This window comes from Microbispora sp. H10830, assembly GCF_014161375.1.
Taxonomy (GTDB): Bacteria; Actinomycetota; Actinomycetes; order Streptosporangiales; family Streptosporangiaceae; genus Microbispora; species Microbispora catharanthi.
This window is the reverse complement of record NZ_JABBWX010000013.1, coordinates 1-15,787: the sequence shown is the minus strand read 5'-3', so window position 1 is coordinate 15,787 and position 15,787 is coordinate 1. Positions and strand designations below refer to the sequence as shown.

The following is a 15,787-nucleotide window of genomic DNA, read 5'->3' as shown; positions in this document are numbered from 1 at the left end:
CTCAGCCGCCCGCCGTCAGCTTGAGCTTCTCGTCGATCTTCTTGTCGACCTCGGCGAGCAGTGCGTCCAGGTCGGACGCGCGGCCCGACTCCCACTTGATCTGCGCCTCCTGCAGCGTCTGCTGGTTGAAGACGGAGTTGACGTGGGCCGGAAGCGTCGTGCTGTCGGGGTTGGCGAAGACGTCGAGGAAGGTCTGGAAGTTCGGGTCCTTCTTGAGGTCCGGCGACTGGAGCGCGGGCAGCGTGCTCGGCACGTTCCTGATCGCGTTCGACAGCGTCACCAGCGAGCCGGTGTCGGTGGTGAGGTATCTCACCAGCTCCCAGGCGGCCTCCGCGTGCTCGGCGCCGCGCGGGATCCCGATGACGGTGCCGGCGATGAAGCCCGCGCCGTACCTCTGCGGCTGGTCGTCCGCCACCGGCAGTGGCGCGGTGCCGTAGTCGAGGTCGGGGGCGTCGGCCGCGAGCATGGCCGTGCGCCACTCGCCGTCGATGGCCATGGCGACCTTGCCCGTGTTGAACGGGTTCTCGGCCGACCACTCGTCACCGAAGCTCTTGCGGAACTTCTCGAGCCTGTCGTAGCCGTACCAGTCGGTGAGCTCCTTCTGCCAGGTCATCAGCTTCTTCCACCGCGGGTCGGAGCCGATGGCCGAGGTGCCGTCGGGATTGGTCCACTTCGCGCCGACCATTACGCCGGTGTGGATGGGGGCGTTCTCGTACATCTGGCTGGTCGGGACGAACCCGGCGACCTTGATGTCGCCCTTGTCGTCCTTGACCGTCAGCTTCTTGGCGAGGTCGGCCAGCTCGCTCATCGTCTTGGGGGGCTGGTGGCCCTTCATGAGCGTCTTGTTGTAATAGAGGCCGTACGCGTCGGCGAGCATGGGCATCACGCAGCGCTTGCCCTGATATTGCGTGTACTCGGCGATCACCTTCGGGAACAGCGACGCCGGGTCGATGCCGCTCGCCTTCAGGTAGGGGTTGAGGTCCTGGAAGATCCCGGCCTTGCAGAACTCGGCGACGCTGTCGGTGGTGAACGACAGGGCCACGTCGGGAGGGTTGCCGCCGCGGACGGACTGGAGGATCTGGCTGTCCTGGACGGCCTTGGTCGGCTTGACCGTGATCCAGGGGAACTTCTTCTGGAAGCCGGCGAGGGTCTCGTCGAAGGCCTTGAGCTCGTTGTCGGCGCTGAAGCCGTGCCAGAACTCGATGGTGACCGGCTCGTGGCTCGCCCCGCTCTGGGCCGTCTTGGGCGGCCCGCCCTCGGTGCCGGCCGTGCAGGCGGTGAGCGCGGCCAGCCCGGCCGCCGCGGAGAAGAAGAGAAGGCGTTTCATGGGGGGTGCCTCCCTGGTGCGTCAACAGTGCGTCAAACAGTGCGTCAGCAGTGCGTCGAAGGGGATTTGTTCACCGCGCCGAACAGCTCCTCGCGTACGGCGCCGAGCGCGAGGTCGAGGGCCCCGGCGAGGACCGGATTGCCCTCCAGGGTGGACAGCAGCACGCGGGGCCGGGGGATGGTCAGCGCGTGCAGCTCTCGCTCGACCGTCTCCCGCAGGACCTCGCCGCCGGCGAGCAGCACGCCGCCGGACAGCACGACGATCTCGGGATCGACCACGGCCGTGATCGCGGCCAGCCCCAGCGCGAGGCGGCCTGCGAGGTCGCGGAGGGCCGTGCGCGCGCTCTCGCCGTCCGGGCCGCCGCGTCCGGCCGCGGCGACCGCGTTGCGGACGGCGCCGCTCGGGGTGGAGCCGCGCACGCCGTGGGCCCGCAGGAGGGCGAGCACGGCCGGGCCGCCCGACAGCGCCTGGAACCCGTGGTTGGCCCGCCTGCCGACGTCCCGCGCGGTGGGGGCGCCGACCACGGGCATGTAACCGACCTCGCCCGCGCCGCCGGTCGCCCCGCGATGGAGGCGGCCGCCGATGACGAGGGCCGCGCCGATGCCCTCGTCGGCCCACAGCAGCACGTAGTCCTGGTGGCCCCGGGCGCTGCCCCTGGACCGTTCGGCCTGGGCGACGAGGTTGACGTCGTTCTCCACGTCGATCGGCACGCCGATCCCGTCGCGGAGGGTCCCGATCAGGTCGGGGATGTGCCAGCCCGGGATGTGGGCGGCGTAGCCCAGCCTGCCCGTCGAGGGGTCGACGGCGCCGCCGATGCCGACGACCACCCGGCTCAGCTCGGTCGGGTCGAGCCCGGCCGGGCCGCACGCCCCTGCGAGCGCGGCCCGGACCCGCTCCACCACGTCGCCGCCGGTACGTCCGGGGGTGGCCAGGCGGTGCTCGGCGACGACCGCGCCGGTGACGTCCGCGACCGCCGCGGCGATGCGCGCCGGCGTGACGTCCAGCGCCGCCACGTGCGCCGCGCGGGGGTTGATCCGGTACAGCTCGGCCGTACGGCCCGGCAGGCCCTCGCGGATGCCGTCCAGGACGACCAGGCCGGCCTCCTGGAGCCGGGCCAGCAGCTGGGAGGCGGTCGGCTTGGACAGGCCGGTCAGGGCCCCCAGCTCGGGCCGGGTCAGCGGGCCGCGTTCGAGCAGGACCATCAGCGCGGCACGGTCGTTGATGGCGCGCAGCAGGCTCGGCGTTCCCGCGATGGGCCGGGTCATACGTTCTCCCACGAAGGCGGTTAGGAAAGTTTCCTAACTTTTGGTGCGACCGTACGAACGGGCTCGAGTGCCGTCAAGAGCGTGATCCGCGCCGAGATCCACCTGTGACCGCACCCGTTACCCCGCCGTGCCCGATGCGGGACAAGAGCGGGACGGCACGTAGAATCTGGCGGCCTATGCCAGAGTCTTCGACGGGCGAGCTGGCCCGGGAGCAGAAGTACGTCGCCGCGCTGTACGAGCGCCTCGACGTGCTGCGGGAGCGCACGCGCGGGCAGCTCGACGCCGTGCTGGCCCAGGGAGCCTTCGGCACCCACCAGAACCGCTCGGAGCGCGACAACTTCGCCGTCATGTACACCCAGCGGCTGGCCCGCCTGTGGGCGGTGGAGAACGGCCTGTGCTTCGGGCGGCTGGATCATGCTGATGCGAGCCGGCTGTACATCGGCCGCATCGGCCTGGCGGACGACGACCAGCACCGGTTGCTGATCGACTGGCGGGCCCCGGTGGCGCAGCCGTTCTACCGGGCCACCCCGGCCGCCCCGATGGGCGTCACGCGGCGGCGTCACCTGCACACGCGGGGCCGCAGGGTCACCGCGATCGACGACGACCTGCTCGACCTCGACAGCCTCACCGACGCCGACCGGGCCTCGCTGAACGGCGAGGCGGCACTGCTGGCCGCGCTCGGCGAGAAGCGCACCGGCCGCATGCGCGACATCGTCGCCACCATCCAGGCCGAGCAGGACAAGATCATTCGAAGCGACCTGAACGGCGTGCTCGTCGTCCAGGGCGGCCCGGGCACCGGCAAGACCGTGGTGGCCCTGCACCGCGCGGCCTACCTCCTCTACACCTACCGTGAGCGGCTGGAACGCCGGGGGGTGCTGATCCTCGGGCCCAACCCGACCTTCATGCGCTACATCGAGCAGGTGCTGCCGTCCCTCGGCGAGACCGACGTGCTGCTGTCCACCGTGGGCGAGCTGTACCCGGGCGTCACCGCGACCCGGGAGGAGCCGCCCGAGGCCGCCGCGGTCAAGGGCAGGATCGCGATGGCCGACGTGATCGCCCGGGCCGTACGGGAGCGCCAGCGGATGCCGCGCACGCCCGTGGAGATCAAGCTCGACAAGTTCACGCTGAAGCTCGACCGGCAGACGCTGGAGGCGGCCCGGTCGAAGGCCGGCCGTTCCCGCCGTCCGCACAACCAGGCCAGGGCCGTCTTCATCCGCCACCTGCTGACCGTGCTCACCCGGCAGGCGGCCCGGCACCTGGGCCGCGGCGCGCTCGACGACGCCGACTTCGCCGACCTGCGCGAGGACCTGCGCACCGAGGAGCCGGTGCGGGTGGCGCTCAACCGGCTGTGGCCCTACCTCACGCCGCAGCAGCTGCTCATCGGCCTGTTCACCGACCGTGACCGGATGGCGGCGGCCGGGCTGGGCGCGCCGGAGCGCGACCTGCTGCTGCGCGAGCCGCCCAGATCGGGGGAGAAGCCGGGGGAGAACTGGTGGAGCGCGGCCGACGTGCCGCTGCTCGACGAGGCCGCCGAGCTGCTGGGGGACATCGACGAGGGGGTGCTGCGGGCCGCGCGCCGGGCCGAGCAGGAGCGCGAGGAACGCATCGCCTACGCCCGTGAGGTGCTGGAGCTGACCGGCCTCGCCGACATCATGGACGCCGAGCGGTTCGCCGAACGGCAGCAGGCCGAGGAGACCTATCTCACCACGGCCGAGCGGGCCGCCAGGGACCGCACGTGGGCCTTCGGCCACGTGATCGTGGACGAGGCCCAGGAACTGTCCGAGATGGCCTGGCGGATGGTCATGCGGCGCATCCCCGGCCGGTCGATGACGATCGTCGGCGACATCGCGCAGACCGGGTCGGCCGCGGGCGCGGCGAGCTGGAACCGGGTCCTCGATCCGTACGTCTCGGGCCGCTGGCGCGAGGAGCACCTCAGCGTCAACTATCGCACCCCCGCCGAGCTGATGGAGGTCGCCGCCCGCGTGCTCGAACTGGTCGGCGCCGACCTGAAGGCGCCGGAGTCGGTGCGGGAGACGGGCGAGCGGCCGTGGGCCCTGCGGGTCGCCACCCTCGCGGAGGCGGGCCCGGTGGTCGCCGCGGAGGTCGTCGGGGAGGGCCGTCTCGTGGTCGTCGCCCCGGCCGGGATGACCGAGGAGATCGGGGCGATCGTCCGGGCCGCGGTGCCCGACGCGGCCACCGGCCCCGGCCCGGCCGCGCTGGACGCGCCCGTGGCGGTGCTGTCGGTGACCGAGGCCAAGGGGCTGGAGTTCGACTCGGTGATCGTGGTCGAACCCGGCCGGATCCTGCGGGAGTCGCCGCGCGGCCCGAGCGACCTCTACGTCGCACTCACCCGGGCCACGAGCCGCCTCGGCGTCGTCCACACGGAGGAACTGCCCGAGGTTCTGAACGGTCTGGAACGGCGTTGACTGGAACGGTGCTGAACGGCTACCCCTCCTACCTGCGGAAATGTGGTATTTCCGCTGATCGGGACGCGGTTGACATCTGCGCTGAGGTCGGTAGTTTGCTGCGCAGTCCAGCACGGGACTGACCGGTTGGCCGCTCTATGGCGCCGCCGACCTCTGCGTCGATGACGGAGCGTGACCCCGTCAGCACGCCAGGCGCAGGGCGGCGTCCCGCCGAGGCGGGGCACCCCATCCGGCCGGGGGGTTGGACCCAGGAGGGGCCCGGGCACCCAGTAGACAACGGAGCTCCGCGCCCGCCGCCGACGGGACGGAACCGGTCCGAAGGGCCGCCCGGGCCTTCTTCCCTTTCTCTCTCCTCCTCCACCTGCTCCTCGCCGCCGTACAGTGGCTGAGGCCGGTTTGGCGGCCTGCGCCGCCGTCTGCGACTCTGACCTGGAATGATTTTTAGCGTCAGGACCATCGACATGCGAGGAGAGACTGTCCCGTGGCACTGAAGACGGCACAGGACGCGGCTCCGCCCGCCGCCGCGGCGCCGAAGCCACGGGTGCCGGGCGTGCTGATCCGCCTCGCCGCCTCCGTCGCGGGCGGCCTGGTGCTCTACCTCGCCTTCCCGCCCATCGGATGGTGGTTCTGCGCACCGGTGGGCGTGGCGCTGCTCGCTCTCGCGTTGTACGGCCTGCGGCCGCGCCGGGCGGCGTGGATCGGGTACGCCGGGGGGCTGGCGTTCCTCCTGCCGGCGCTGGCCTGGGTCCGCCCGATCGGGGATGACGCCTGGCTGGCCCTGTCGGGCATCGAGAGCCTGTTCTGGGCCGGGCTGGCCTGTGTGGCCGTCCTCGTCATGCGGCTGCGCCTGTGGCCGTTGTGGGTGGCCTGCCTGTGGGTCGTGCAGGAGTGGGCCCGTGGCCTGTTCCCCGTCGGGGGCTTCCCGTGGGCGCGGCTGGCCTTCAGCCAGGGCGAGTCGCCGTACACCGGCTTCGCCGCGCTGGGCGGCGCCCCCCTTGTAAGTTTCACGGTCGCCCTGACGGGGGCTCTGCTCGCCGCGCTGGTCACACGGCGTCCGCTGAGGTGGCGGGCCGACCGGGTGCTTGCCGGGACGCTGCTCGCCGCGATAGCCGTACCTGTGCTGGGGCTGGTCGTGCCCCGGCCCGGCGACGAGGGCAGGACAGTGCGGATCGGTGTCATCCAGGGCAACGTCCCTGGGCGGGGGATGTACTTCCTCGGCGACGAGCCCGCCGTCGTGCTGCGCAACCACGCGGACGAGACGCACCGGATGGCCGAGGCCGTGCGCGCGGGGAAACTCCAGCGGCCCGACATCGTGGTGTGGCCCGAGAACTCCACCGACATCGATCCCTACTCCAGCGCGTACGCCCGGCAGGTGATCGACTCCGCCGCCAAGGACATCGGCGTGCCGATCCTCGTCGGCGCGGTCGTCAAGATCGGCGCCGAGAACCGGGCCACCCGCGGCGTGGTCTGGGACCCGGTCACCGGCCCCGGCGCGTACTACGACAAGCGGCGGCTGGTGCCGTTCGGCGAGTACACCCCGATGAAGGAGCTGTTCCTGGCGCTGTCGTCGCGGGCGCAGCTCGTCGGCCGGCAGTCGGTCCCCGGCGACAAGCCGGGAGCGCTGCGGATGGGGCCGGTGACGATCGGCAGCGTGGAGTGCTACGAGGTGGCGTTCGACAGCACGGTGCGCGACACGGTGCTGGCCGGCGGCACGCCGCTGGTGGTGCAGACCAACAACGCCAGCTACGCGCTCACCAATCTGCCGCCCCAGCAGCTCGCGATGTCGCAGCTGCGGGCGGTGGAGTTCAACCGGGCCGTGGTCACCGCGGCGACCACGGGCATCTCCGCGTACGTCGGCCCCGACGGCCGGGTCGGATGGCGTACCGGCGAGCTGGTGGCGGGGATGAACGTCCTGAATGTCCCCGTCAGGACGAAGAACACGGTGGCGGCGGAGCTAGGTGCGCTGCCGGAGTGGATCATGGTACTCATGGGAGCCGGAGCGACGGTGGCGGCCATCTCTGGGCGGAGGAGAAGCTGATGGAGCGGACCCCAGGGCGGGTGCTCGTGATCGTCCCCACGTACAACGAGCGGGAGAACCTCCCGTTGATCACGCGGCGGCTGCGTGAGGCGCTGCCCGACGTGCACCTGCTCGTGGCGGACGACAACAGCCCCGACGGCACCGGCCGGATCGCCGACGAACTGGCAGAGGCGGACGACCACGTCCACGTCCTGCACAGGACGAGCAAGCAGGGGCTGGGCGCCGCCTACATCGCCGGATTCCGCTGGGGCCTGGCCGAGGGCTACGACGTGCTGGTGGAGATGGACGCCGACGGTTCCCACCAGCCCGAGGAGCTGCACAAGCTGCTCGACGCCGTGACCGACGGCGCCGACCTGTCGATCGGCTCCCGGTGGGTGCCCGGCGGCAAGACCGTCAACTGGCCGTTCTCGCGCGAGTTGCTGTCCCGGGGGGCCAACACCTACGTCCGGCTGGTGCTCGGCATCCCGGTGCGCGACGCCACGGCGGGCTTCCGGGCCTACCGCGCGGCCACCCTGGAGAAGATCGGGCTGGACGACGTCGAGTCGCAGGGCTACTGCTTCCAGGTGGACCTCACCCTCCGCACCGTACGGCAGGGCCTGCGGGTGACCGAGATGCCGATCACGTTCGTCGAGCGCACCGTGGGTAGCAGCAAGATGAGCCGGAAGATCATCTTTGAGGCCTTCTGGCGCATCGCCGTCTGGGGGGTCGCCGGGTTCGGCGATCGGTTTCGCCCGAGGCGATAGCGACGATCCACAGGAACCCCAGCGGCCGCGGGGACGTTGACGCAGACGTACGAGTGCCGGGGTGAGTGGGGCAAGACATGGTGCGGATCGGGCTGTTCCTCGGGTTCCTCCTGGTTCCCATCCTGGAGATCTGGATTCTGATCCGGGTGGGGTCCGTGATCGGCGGGTGGGAGACGGTCGCCCTGCTCATCGCCGACAGCATCCTCGGCGCCTGGCTGGTGCGCCGTGAAGGGCGGCGCGCGTGGGCGGCGCTGCGCACGGCCATCGAGTCGGGGCGCATGCCCGACCGGGAACTCACCGACGGGGCGCTGATCGTCGCCGGTGGCGCCCTCCTGCTTGCCCCCGGCTTCCTGACCGACGTGTTCGGATTTTTCATGATCCTGCCGTTTACCCGGCCGATCGCCCGGCGCTGGCTGTCGTGGTTCCTCGGCCGCCGCGTGCGGTCGCTCGCCGCCCGCTCGCCGTACGCGCCGCTCTTCGAGCGGACTGCGGGATTCGACGAGGGGGCGGGCTTCGGCGGCGCGGGTGGCTTCGGCGGGCCCGCCGGAGCGAACCGGGGCCGCGTGGTGCACGGCGAGGTCATCGACGACGACTGAAAGACGATCGGAAGCGGCCGGGTAAGCGGCCGGGCATGCCGTTGCCCCGGCGGCGGAGGCGCACCGGGGCAACGGGTCTGGTGACGAGCGGCTTCCCGGGTTCTGCCCGGTCGGGCCGGGTCGGTCCGGGTTACAGGTGCGGCTCGTCCTGGCCGGGGATGTCCCGGCGGCGGATGTCCCGATCACGGGCGTCCTCGTCGGTGACGAACCGGTCGCCGGCGCCGGTCAACGGATCGCCGGTGCCGAACCGTTCCTGTGACCGGGCCGCCGGGTCCTCGGTGCCGTACCGCTCGCTCGACGTGCGCGAGGGATCGCCGCCGTCGAACAGCTCCTCGGACCGCGTCTCGGGGTCCCGCCGCGCCAGCGGCTCACCCGGTCGCGTGCCGGGGATATCGGCGTCCAGCCGGTCCCTGGAGCCGAGCGCCGGGTCGTCGGCGCCGTACCGCTCCCCGCCGCGGGTCACGGCGTAGTCCGCGTAGCCGCCGGGATCGTCGGCGCCGGTCCCCAGCCGTTCGCGTTCGCGCCGCCCGGCGCTGTCGGCCCAGCCGGCGAGGCTGTCGGGCCGGTTGGCGCGTTCCCAGGCGCCGTCCCAGTCCATGTCGTAGTGACGGTAGAGCTCACGCTCCTGGTCGGCGGACAGGTGCCCGTCGGCGTCCAGGTCCACGTCTGGCGCGTTCTTGACGTGCTCCTTTTCGTACGGGACCTCGACATGGCCGGCCGTCAGGCTCGCGTCGTGCAGCGGGACGAAGGTCTCCTTGGTGTGGAGAAGTCCCGTCTTGACGCAGAGCCACTTCGGCCGTCCGGTCGCGTCGTCGAGGAAGACCTGCGCGACCTCGCCGATCTTGTCGCCGTTGGGGTCGTGGACCGGGTTGTCGAGCACCATGGGGATCTGCTCGTGAGTGATCACGTGCTTCTCCTTGTCTCTCGCTTGGTCGGTCCCTTACTGGGCTACCGCCGATGGGAGGACGGAAACCACCTTTTCCGGAATTCGCCTCTGCCGTACCCAGGTGGCTACGCCGGTGCATCCGGCGTCGTCGCAGGTGAAGGCCCGCGCCGCGGCATCCTCTGCCGCCGCTGAAATCGCCGCCACGCTCGTCCAGGCGGCGCGGGACCGCCGTCCCACGCTGCCCGAGCCGCGGGGACGCGACAGAGGAGCCGGGGACCGGCAGCGCCGCCCTCGTCGGCGGGCGGCACGTGCGCACGGGCGCGAGACGGGATTCGCGAGCGAATTCGGGCCCCGGGAATCGGAGTTCCCGGAAGCCGCCGAGCGGGCCGGATGAAGGGGTCTATGCCCTGAATTGTGTTTCTGCCTGTGGCTCCATCTAATTTTCCTTCGCGCTTGAGTAGGGTGAGCGGTGCGTGAAAGAATTCATACAGATTTTCGAATAAGTGTGAGGAGGTGTCATGGAGTCGCCGCTCGTCGATCCTGGCCGCCTCAGTCGTTCGAACTTTCCCGATGAGAACTGGTGGGAGCGGCTGACTTCCCGATCGCTCCTCTGGTCCTCCAGAAGCGCGACCTACGGTGGCGAGCACGTTCGGGAACTTTTCGGTGAGTCGAGCCGGGACCCTCGTGTCACACAAAGATGGAATTGCCTCGTCGAGCAAATTCGGCTGCATTTGAATGCCACTGCCGGAACCCGGGCATCTGCGACCTCGCATGCCGATGCCTTCACGGGCGCCTCCACTGGCGCCGACAGGGCTGGTGCCTCAGGTGCCGCCGCTGGGGGCGCTGGCGGTGGTGTCGGTCGTGCCCATGGCTTGGGTGCCGGTGGTTGTGAGGCCGGTGCCGGTCGGGACAAGGGCCGGTCGTCCTGGGTGTTGGTGGGGTCTCTGCGTGAGTCGGCGCAGGTGTTGGCGTTGGCGGCGGTGCCGGACGATGTGGATGTCTGTCTTGCCGAGGCTGAGGAGTTGGTGTTCGCGCGGGATCGGATCACGTGCGCGTTGGCGGATCGGGTGGGGCGGGTGCATGGTGCGGGGCTGGCCAGGCGGCATGGGCATGCCTCGACCCGTAGTTGGTTGCGTACCGCTGGGGGGATGAGCGTGTCCGGTGCGGGCCGTCTGCTCACGCTGGCGGTGGAGTTGGCGCGTCTGCCTCGGGTGCGGGAGAAGTTCGCCGCGGGTGGGTTGGCGGCGGGGGTGGTGGAGGCGATCTGCATGGCCACCGCGCAGTTGAGCGATGAGCATGCGGGGTTGGCCGAGCCGATTTTGCTGGAGTTGGCGGCTAAGGCGGGCGCGGCGGAGGTGGCCAAGGCGGGCCGCTATCTGCGGGCGGTGCTGGACCCCGACGGGGAGGAGCGGGATGAGCAGGCGGACTATGGGCGGCGGTTCCTGAGGGTCCGCCCCACCAAAGGCGGGGGCGTGGAGGGGGAGTTCTACCTGCCGCGCGAGGCGGCCGCGCGGCTGCTGACCTTGCTCAGCCTTTATGCCAAGCCGAAGGCCGAGGGGGATGACCGGCCGTTGCGGGTCCGCCAGGCGGATGCGTTCATTGCTCTTCTGGAGCAGAAGATCGCCGCCGAGCTCCTGGTCCTGGTCACCGCCGAATCCCTCCCCGGCGACCCCGAACCCACCGACCCCCAACTCGCTGACCCCGGCAACGACCAGCCCGGCACCGACCAGCCCGAAGACATTGACGACGCCCAGGATGCCGAGCGTGCCGAGGACGCGGAGGGCGCCGAGGACGCGGAGGGCGCCGAGGCCGACGAGGACGGCCGGGATAGCGAGGACACCGGTGCCACCGGCGACATCGGAAGCGTTGACGACCCCGGCGACGTCGACAACACCAGTGCCCCCGGCGAGATGGGCGGCCCCGGCGACGTGGGCAGCACCGGCGCTGCCGCACCTGCCCAGGATGAGGGCCCCTGCCAGCCAACCGACCCCGCCGATCCCGCCGACTGTGGCGATGCGGACGCAGATGCCGGTTCACCTTCGCAGATAGCGCGGCCGGATCCTCCTCCCGAGGATGCCGCTGCGCATGTCGCCCACGCCGGGCATCGGCCTGCGGGGGACTGCTGGCATGGGCAGAGCACGCCTGAGAGCCAACGCCACGGCCACGGCCACGGCCATCGGAGGCACGGCCACGGCCATCGGCGGCCGGGCGCGGGCGGGTGCGGGTGCGGCGGCGAGGCACGGTGCTCGTGTGCGCCGGGGACACCGGGATCGGAGTGGGGCGTGCCAGGGAGGCCGCCGGGAACAGCGCCGGGAACAGCGCCGGGAACAGCGCCAGGGACGCCGCCGGGCGTGCCGGGATCGGAGCCGGGCAGGCCACCGGGAACAATCCCAGGGACGCTGCCGGGGGCGGTGCTGGGGACGGTGCCGGGGATGTTGCTGGCGACCGGGCACATGCTGCCCGTCTCCAGCGTGCACCGCCTTGCCCGCACCAGCACCCTGGTCCGCCTGGTCATGGACGCCGAGGGGCAGGTGCTGGACATGGGCCGCAAGGTCCGCCTGGCCACCCCCGCCCAACGCAGGGCCGTGTTCGCCCGCTACGCCACCTGCTGGATCGACGGCTGCCCACTACCCGCCACCCTGTGCCAGATCGACCACGCCGACAACTGGAGCAACGGCGGCCACACGGACCTGAAGATGCTCGGCCCCGCCTGCCAGTTCCACAACCGCGACCGCTACCAGCACCCCGACCGCTACACCCGCCGCAAGATCGGCACCGACCGCTGGGCCTTCACCTACCACCCGGTCCACATCAGGGTCCGGAGCCCCCGACATGAACCGGGAACATGAGGCCAGGCTCCGGGATCAGGCCCCTTCCCAGGGGCCGACGTCTTCCTCCTTCCACTCCAGGCGGTCGACGACCCCGATCACGCCGTTGGTCCGTTCGACCATCCGCGTGAGCACCCGCGCCTGCGAGCGGCGTTCCAGGGCGCCGGTGAGCGTCACGACGCCTTCCGACACCGAGACCTCGACGCCCGACAGGTCGGCCCACAGGCAGTTCTCGATGACGTCCTCCCGTACCTCGCGGGTGATGTCGGCGTCCGCGCGGGCGAGAACCTTGAGCAGGTCGTGACGGCTGATGATGCCCATGAGCACGCCCTCGTCGTCCACGACGGGCAGGCGTTTGACGCCGTGCTGACTCATCTGCCGCGCCGCGCTGACCACACTGGTGTACGGCCGGGTGGTGACCGCGGGGGTGGACATGAGTTCGGCGGCGGTCACCCCACGGGCCCGCTCCTGGGTCCTGGCGGCCCCGTGCCCCACGGCCTCGCGCAGGCGGGCGCGTAGCGGCGGCCGGTAGCCCTCGCGATAGAACTGCTCGCGGAACTCCTCCTTGCGCAGCAGGTCGGCCTCGGAGACGACCCCGACGACGTGGCCCTCACCGTCGACGACGGGCACCGCGCTGACCTCGTGCGCGATGAGCACCTCGGCCACGTCCCTGAACGGCGTGCTGCCGTTGACGGAGGCGACCTCGCTCGTCATGACGTCTCGCACCTTCATGTGCATGATCGGCTCCTTCCCCCGGCCGTTCCCAGTCCCATCGCACCGCTGTACGGGCCCGGATGCGAAGGGACGGACGGCCCTACCGGTGGGGCCCTTCGCCATGCCGTGCCCCGGACGGCGCGAGGGGTGGCCGAAAGTCCCGGGCGGTCAGGACCTTCACCGCTGACCTCGAAAGACACGGCGAGGCACGCTGGGCACTGAGAGATGGGAGGCGTCGTCATGACGGCGAAAGTGAAGGATGTCATGGGCAAGGTCGCCATCGCGGTGCCGATGGACGCGTCGTTCGCAGACCTTGTCGCCACCATGCAGCGGTTCAAGGTGGGCGCCGTCACGGTGATCGACGCCGACCGGCGCCCGGTCGGGGTGGTGTCGGAGGACGACATCCTGCTGAAGGAGATCGATCCGGGCGAGAGCGTGCTCGACGGTCCCCGCAGGCGTGAGGAGCACCGGAAGGCGGCGGGCACGAAGGCCGGCCAGATCATGACGCGCCCCGCGATCACGGTCACCGGCGGCACGTCCGTGCGGGACGCGGCCCGGCTGATGCACCGCAACCGCATCAAGCAGCTGCCCGTGATCGACGCCATGACCGGCCGCATCGTGGGGACGGTCCACCAGGGCGACCTGCTGCGTGTGTTCGTCCGCCCGGCGGAGGACATCCTGGCCGACATCGAGGAGGTCGCCGCCCGGCTGAACCTCGGCCCCGACGACCTTCGGATCACCGTCTCCGGCGGCGTGGTCGCGATCAACGGACAGGTGCCCCGCAGGTCGGACATCAAGCCGCTGCTGCACGCCGTACGCCGGGTCGAGGGCGTCGTCGAGGTGGACGCCGACCTCGCCTTCCTCGTGGACGACCTGCTCATCGCCCCGCCGTTGCTGTGAACGACCACAGGGGAGGAGACCGTGAACACTCGGACCACTGAAGGGATCGTGCAGGCCGCGAGGACGGCGGTGGAGGCGGCCCTGTGGGCGCCCTCGATCCACAACACCCAGCCCTGGTCGTTCGGCGTCTCCGGCGACGAGATCTGCCTGCGCGCCGACCCCGACAGGAAGCTGCGGGTCTCCGACCCCACCGGCCGGCAGATGACGATCAGCTGCGGCGCCGCGCTGTTCAACGTGCGAATCACGCTGCAGGCCCTCGGCTACGAGCCCCAGGTGCGGCGCTTCCCCGATCCGGAGGGCCCGCTGCTGCTGGCCACCGTACGCGTGCGGCCGGGGCGGGAGCCGGGCGAGCACACCCGCCTGTTGCATGCGGAGATCGAGCGCCGCCGCACCCACCGGTCCGGGTTCACCGCTCTGCCGGTGCCCGACCGCCTGGTCGACTCGCTCGTGGCGGAGGCGGCGGCCGAGGACGGCCACCTGATGCCGATCGGGGCGGAGGCCGGCGCACGAGTGCTCGCCGCGCTCACCGGTGCGGCCCAGGACGTGCAGTCGCAGAACCGGTTGTTCGTCCTCGAACTCATGCGCTGGGCCCGGCCGCCCGGCAGTTCACGCCGCGACGGGGTGCCCGCGGCGGGCTATCCGACCGATCCCCGGCGTACGCAGCCCCAGCACTTCGCGCAGCGGGACTACGCCCGGGGCCACGAGTGGGGGATGGCGCCGGACGAGCGGGTGTCCGCCTCGACGGGCCTCGTGGCGCTGCTCACCACCGCGGGCGACGGCCGGGAGGACTGGCTGCGCGCGGGTGAGGCGCTGCAGCGGATGCTGCTGCACGCCTCCGCGTACGGCGTGAGCGTCGCCTTCCACACACAGGCACTGGAGATGCCTGAGTTGCGGGAGTTCATCCGTAGGCACCTGTGCTCGGGAGAGGCGCCCCAGATGATCATGCGGCTGGGGTTCGTCATCGACGAGAGCGAGAGCGTCCGCCGCGCCGCCTCCGACGTGATGGACTGATTCGGCGGCCGTGCCGTCGAGCAGGACCCATAGCCGCCCGCTGCGCTGCCGCCGTAACGCGCGCGGTCTACACCATGCCCAAGCTGATGCAGCACTACGAGCGGGGCCTCTACGGCCAACAGCACCACCGACCCCCTGCTGGCCTACTTCATCCCCGATGAGCTGAGCCCATCCGGGCAGGCGTGGACGGGCCCGCCCGGGGAAGTGGGACCTCCTGTGGCTCGACAGGAGGTGCGCGATGAGGTCGATCGTCCGCTGGGTCGTGTCGCGGTTACGCCGCTACCTGCCCGATCGCAACCCGCTGCGCCGCCGTTCCGACCGGGTCGAGGCGGCGTTCGCGGCGGCGGCGCTGGCCGCCGTCCTGATCGCCGCGTGGCCCGCGGCGCTGGCCGCTCGCACCGTGTACGACGACGGCGTCGCGGCCGAGCGGGTCGGGCCTGGGACACGGCAGCTGGTCGAGGCCACCCTGGTCGAGGCCAATTCGATCGGGGACACGTCCGCCGTGCCGGCCAACGGCCGCGGTCTGCCCGCGGCGATCCCGGCGCGGTGGACGCTGCCATCCGGTGAGGTCCGGGCGGGCGTGGTCCCGGCGGCGCTCCTCCTGCGGAACGGCCCGGCGGACGCGCGACTGTGGGTGGACGCCGCGGGCAGGCCGGCCGCGCCGCCGCCGCAGCGGGCCGAGACGGTGACGAGGGCGGGACTGGCCGCCGCCGGCGTCGTCGCGAGCGCCGCCGTGCTGGCCTGGGCCTGCTTCGCGCTCACGCGTCACCGGCTGGATCGCAGGCGCTACCGCGAATGGGAGGCCGCCTGGGCGGCGGCCGACCAGAGGTGGCGCCGTCACCGCATCTGAAGGCGCACCGGCCCCCCGCGCCCACCGGGCCCCCGTGCTGCCAGACTTCTGCACTATGACGGAGAACGAGCCGCGGTCGCTGATTCCCAGCATGCGATTGGACGATCTGCTGGCGGAGTTGCAGTCGCGTCTGGAGGCCGTGCTGGCCACCAGGGATCGGGTGCACGCGCTGTTGGAGGCGGTCGTGTCGATCGGCAGCGACC

12 protein-coding genes are annotated in these 15,787 nt (G+C 71.6%); 8 read left to right on the top strand and 4 right to left on the bottom strand.

All coding sequences use genetic code 11. The features are described from left to right. Window position 1: 1 nt before the first annotated feature. Both HHX35_RS29305 and HHX35_RS29300 read right to left on the bottom strand, forming a co-directional pair. Window positions 2-1,327, bottom strand: a complete 1,326-nt coding sequence (locus tag HHX35_RS29305) for an ABC transporter substrate-binding protein (RefSeq protein ID WP_182901923.1) — start codon at window positions 1,325-1,327, stop codon at window positions 2-4. A 44-nt stretch (window positions 1,328-1,371) separates the two neighbouring features. Then, the gene (locus HHX35_RS29300; RefSeq protein ID WP_182901922.1) at window positions 1,372-2,592 is read right to left on the bottom strand and encodes an ROK family transcriptional regulator; all 1,221 of its coding nucleotides are present in this window, start codon (window positions 2,590-2,592) and stop codon (window positions 1,372-1,374) included. Window positions 2,593-2,768: 176 nt separating this feature from the next. Here HHX35_RS29300 and HHX35_RS29295 point away from each other — a divergent pair, with 176 nt between their 5' ends. The 4 genes from HHX35_RS29295 (at window position 2,769) to HHX35_RS29280 (ending at window position 8,395) form a co-directional block, all read left to right on the top strand. Continuing rightward, window positions 2,769-5,018 (top strand): PhoH family protein, encoded by a 2,250-nt coding sequence (locus HHX35_RS29295; protein WP_182901921.1) that lies wholly within the window; start codon window positions 2,769-2,771, stop codon window positions 5,016-5,018. A gap of 481 nt (window positions 5,019-5,499) precedes the next feature. Further along, complete coding sequence (lnt, locus tag HHX35_RS29290) at window positions 5,500-7,056, top strand: apolipoprotein N-acyltransferase (RefSeq protein WP_310739373.1); 1,557 nt, start codon at window positions 5,500-5,502, stop codon at window positions 7,054-7,056. After that, complete coding sequence (locus HHX35_RS29285) at window positions 7,056-7,799, top strand: polyprenol monophosphomannose synthase (protein ID WP_182901920.1); 744 nt, start codon at window positions 7,056-7,058, stop codon at window positions 7,797-7,799. The genes lnt and HHX35_RS29285 overlap by 1 nt, the downstream gene beginning before the upstream one ends. Before the next feature lie 77 nt (window positions 7,800-7,876). Beyond that, the gene (locus HHX35_RS29280) at window positions 7,877-8,395 is read left to right on the top strand and encodes an FxsA family protein (protein WP_182901919.1); all 519 of its coding nucleotides are present in this window, start codon (window positions 7,877-7,879) and stop codon (window positions 8,393-8,395) included. A gap of 130 nt (window positions 8,396-8,525) precedes the next feature. Here the strand turns inward: HHX35_RS29280 and HHX35_RS42785 are convergent, their stop codons facing one another. Further along, window positions 8,526-9,302: a PRC-barrel domain-containing protein gene (locus HHX35_RS42785; protein WP_220506035.1), complete on the bottom strand. Its 777-nt coding sequence runs from the start codon at window positions 9,300-9,302 to the stop codon at window positions 8,526-8,528. Between the two features lie 497 nt (window positions 9,303-9,799). Between HHX35_RS42785 and HHX35_RS29270 the strand changes: the two genes are divergently transcribed. Beyond that, on the top strand, window positions 9,800-12,130 hold the full coding sequence (locus HHX35_RS29270; RefSeq protein WP_259405516.1) for a DUF222 domain-containing protein: 2,331 nt from the start codon (window positions 9,800-9,802) through the stop codon (window positions 12,128-12,130). A gap of 15 nt (window positions 12,131-12,145) precedes the next feature. Here the strand turns inward: HHX35_RS29270 and HHX35_RS29265 are convergent, their stop codons facing one another. Then, a complete protein-coding gene (locus HHX35_RS29265) occupies window positions 12,146-12,847 on the bottom strand; it encodes a CBS domain-containing protein (RefSeq protein WP_182901917.1) in 702 nt (233 codons plus the stop codon). A 216-nt stretch (window positions 12,848-13,063) separates the two neighbouring features. Between HHX35_RS29265 and HHX35_RS29260 the strand changes: the two genes are divergently transcribed. The 3 genes from HHX35_RS29260 (at window position 13,064) to HHX35_RS29250 (ending at window position 15,584) form a co-directional block, all read left to right on the top strand. Next, window positions 13,064-13,723 (top strand): CBS domain-containing protein, encoded by a 660-nt coding sequence (locus tag HHX35_RS29260; protein ID WP_139572940.1) that lies wholly within the window; start codon window positions 13,064-13,066, stop codon window positions 13,721-13,723. 21 nt (window positions 13,724-13,744) lie between these two features. Continuing rightward, window positions 13,745-14,734 (top strand): Acg family FMN-binding oxidoreductase, encoded by a 990-nt coding sequence (locus HHX35_RS29255; protein WP_182901916.1) that lies wholly within the window; start codon window positions 13,745-13,747, stop codon window positions 14,732-14,734. Between the two features lie 238 nt (window positions 14,735-14,972). Beyond that, the gene (locus HHX35_RS29250; RefSeq protein ID WP_182901915.1) at window positions 14,973-15,584 is read left to right on the top strand and encodes a hypothetical protein; all 612 of its coding nucleotides are present in this window, start codon (window positions 14,973-14,975) and stop codon (window positions 15,582-15,584) included. The last annotated feature ends 203 nt before the right edge of the window (window positions 15,585-15,787 follow it).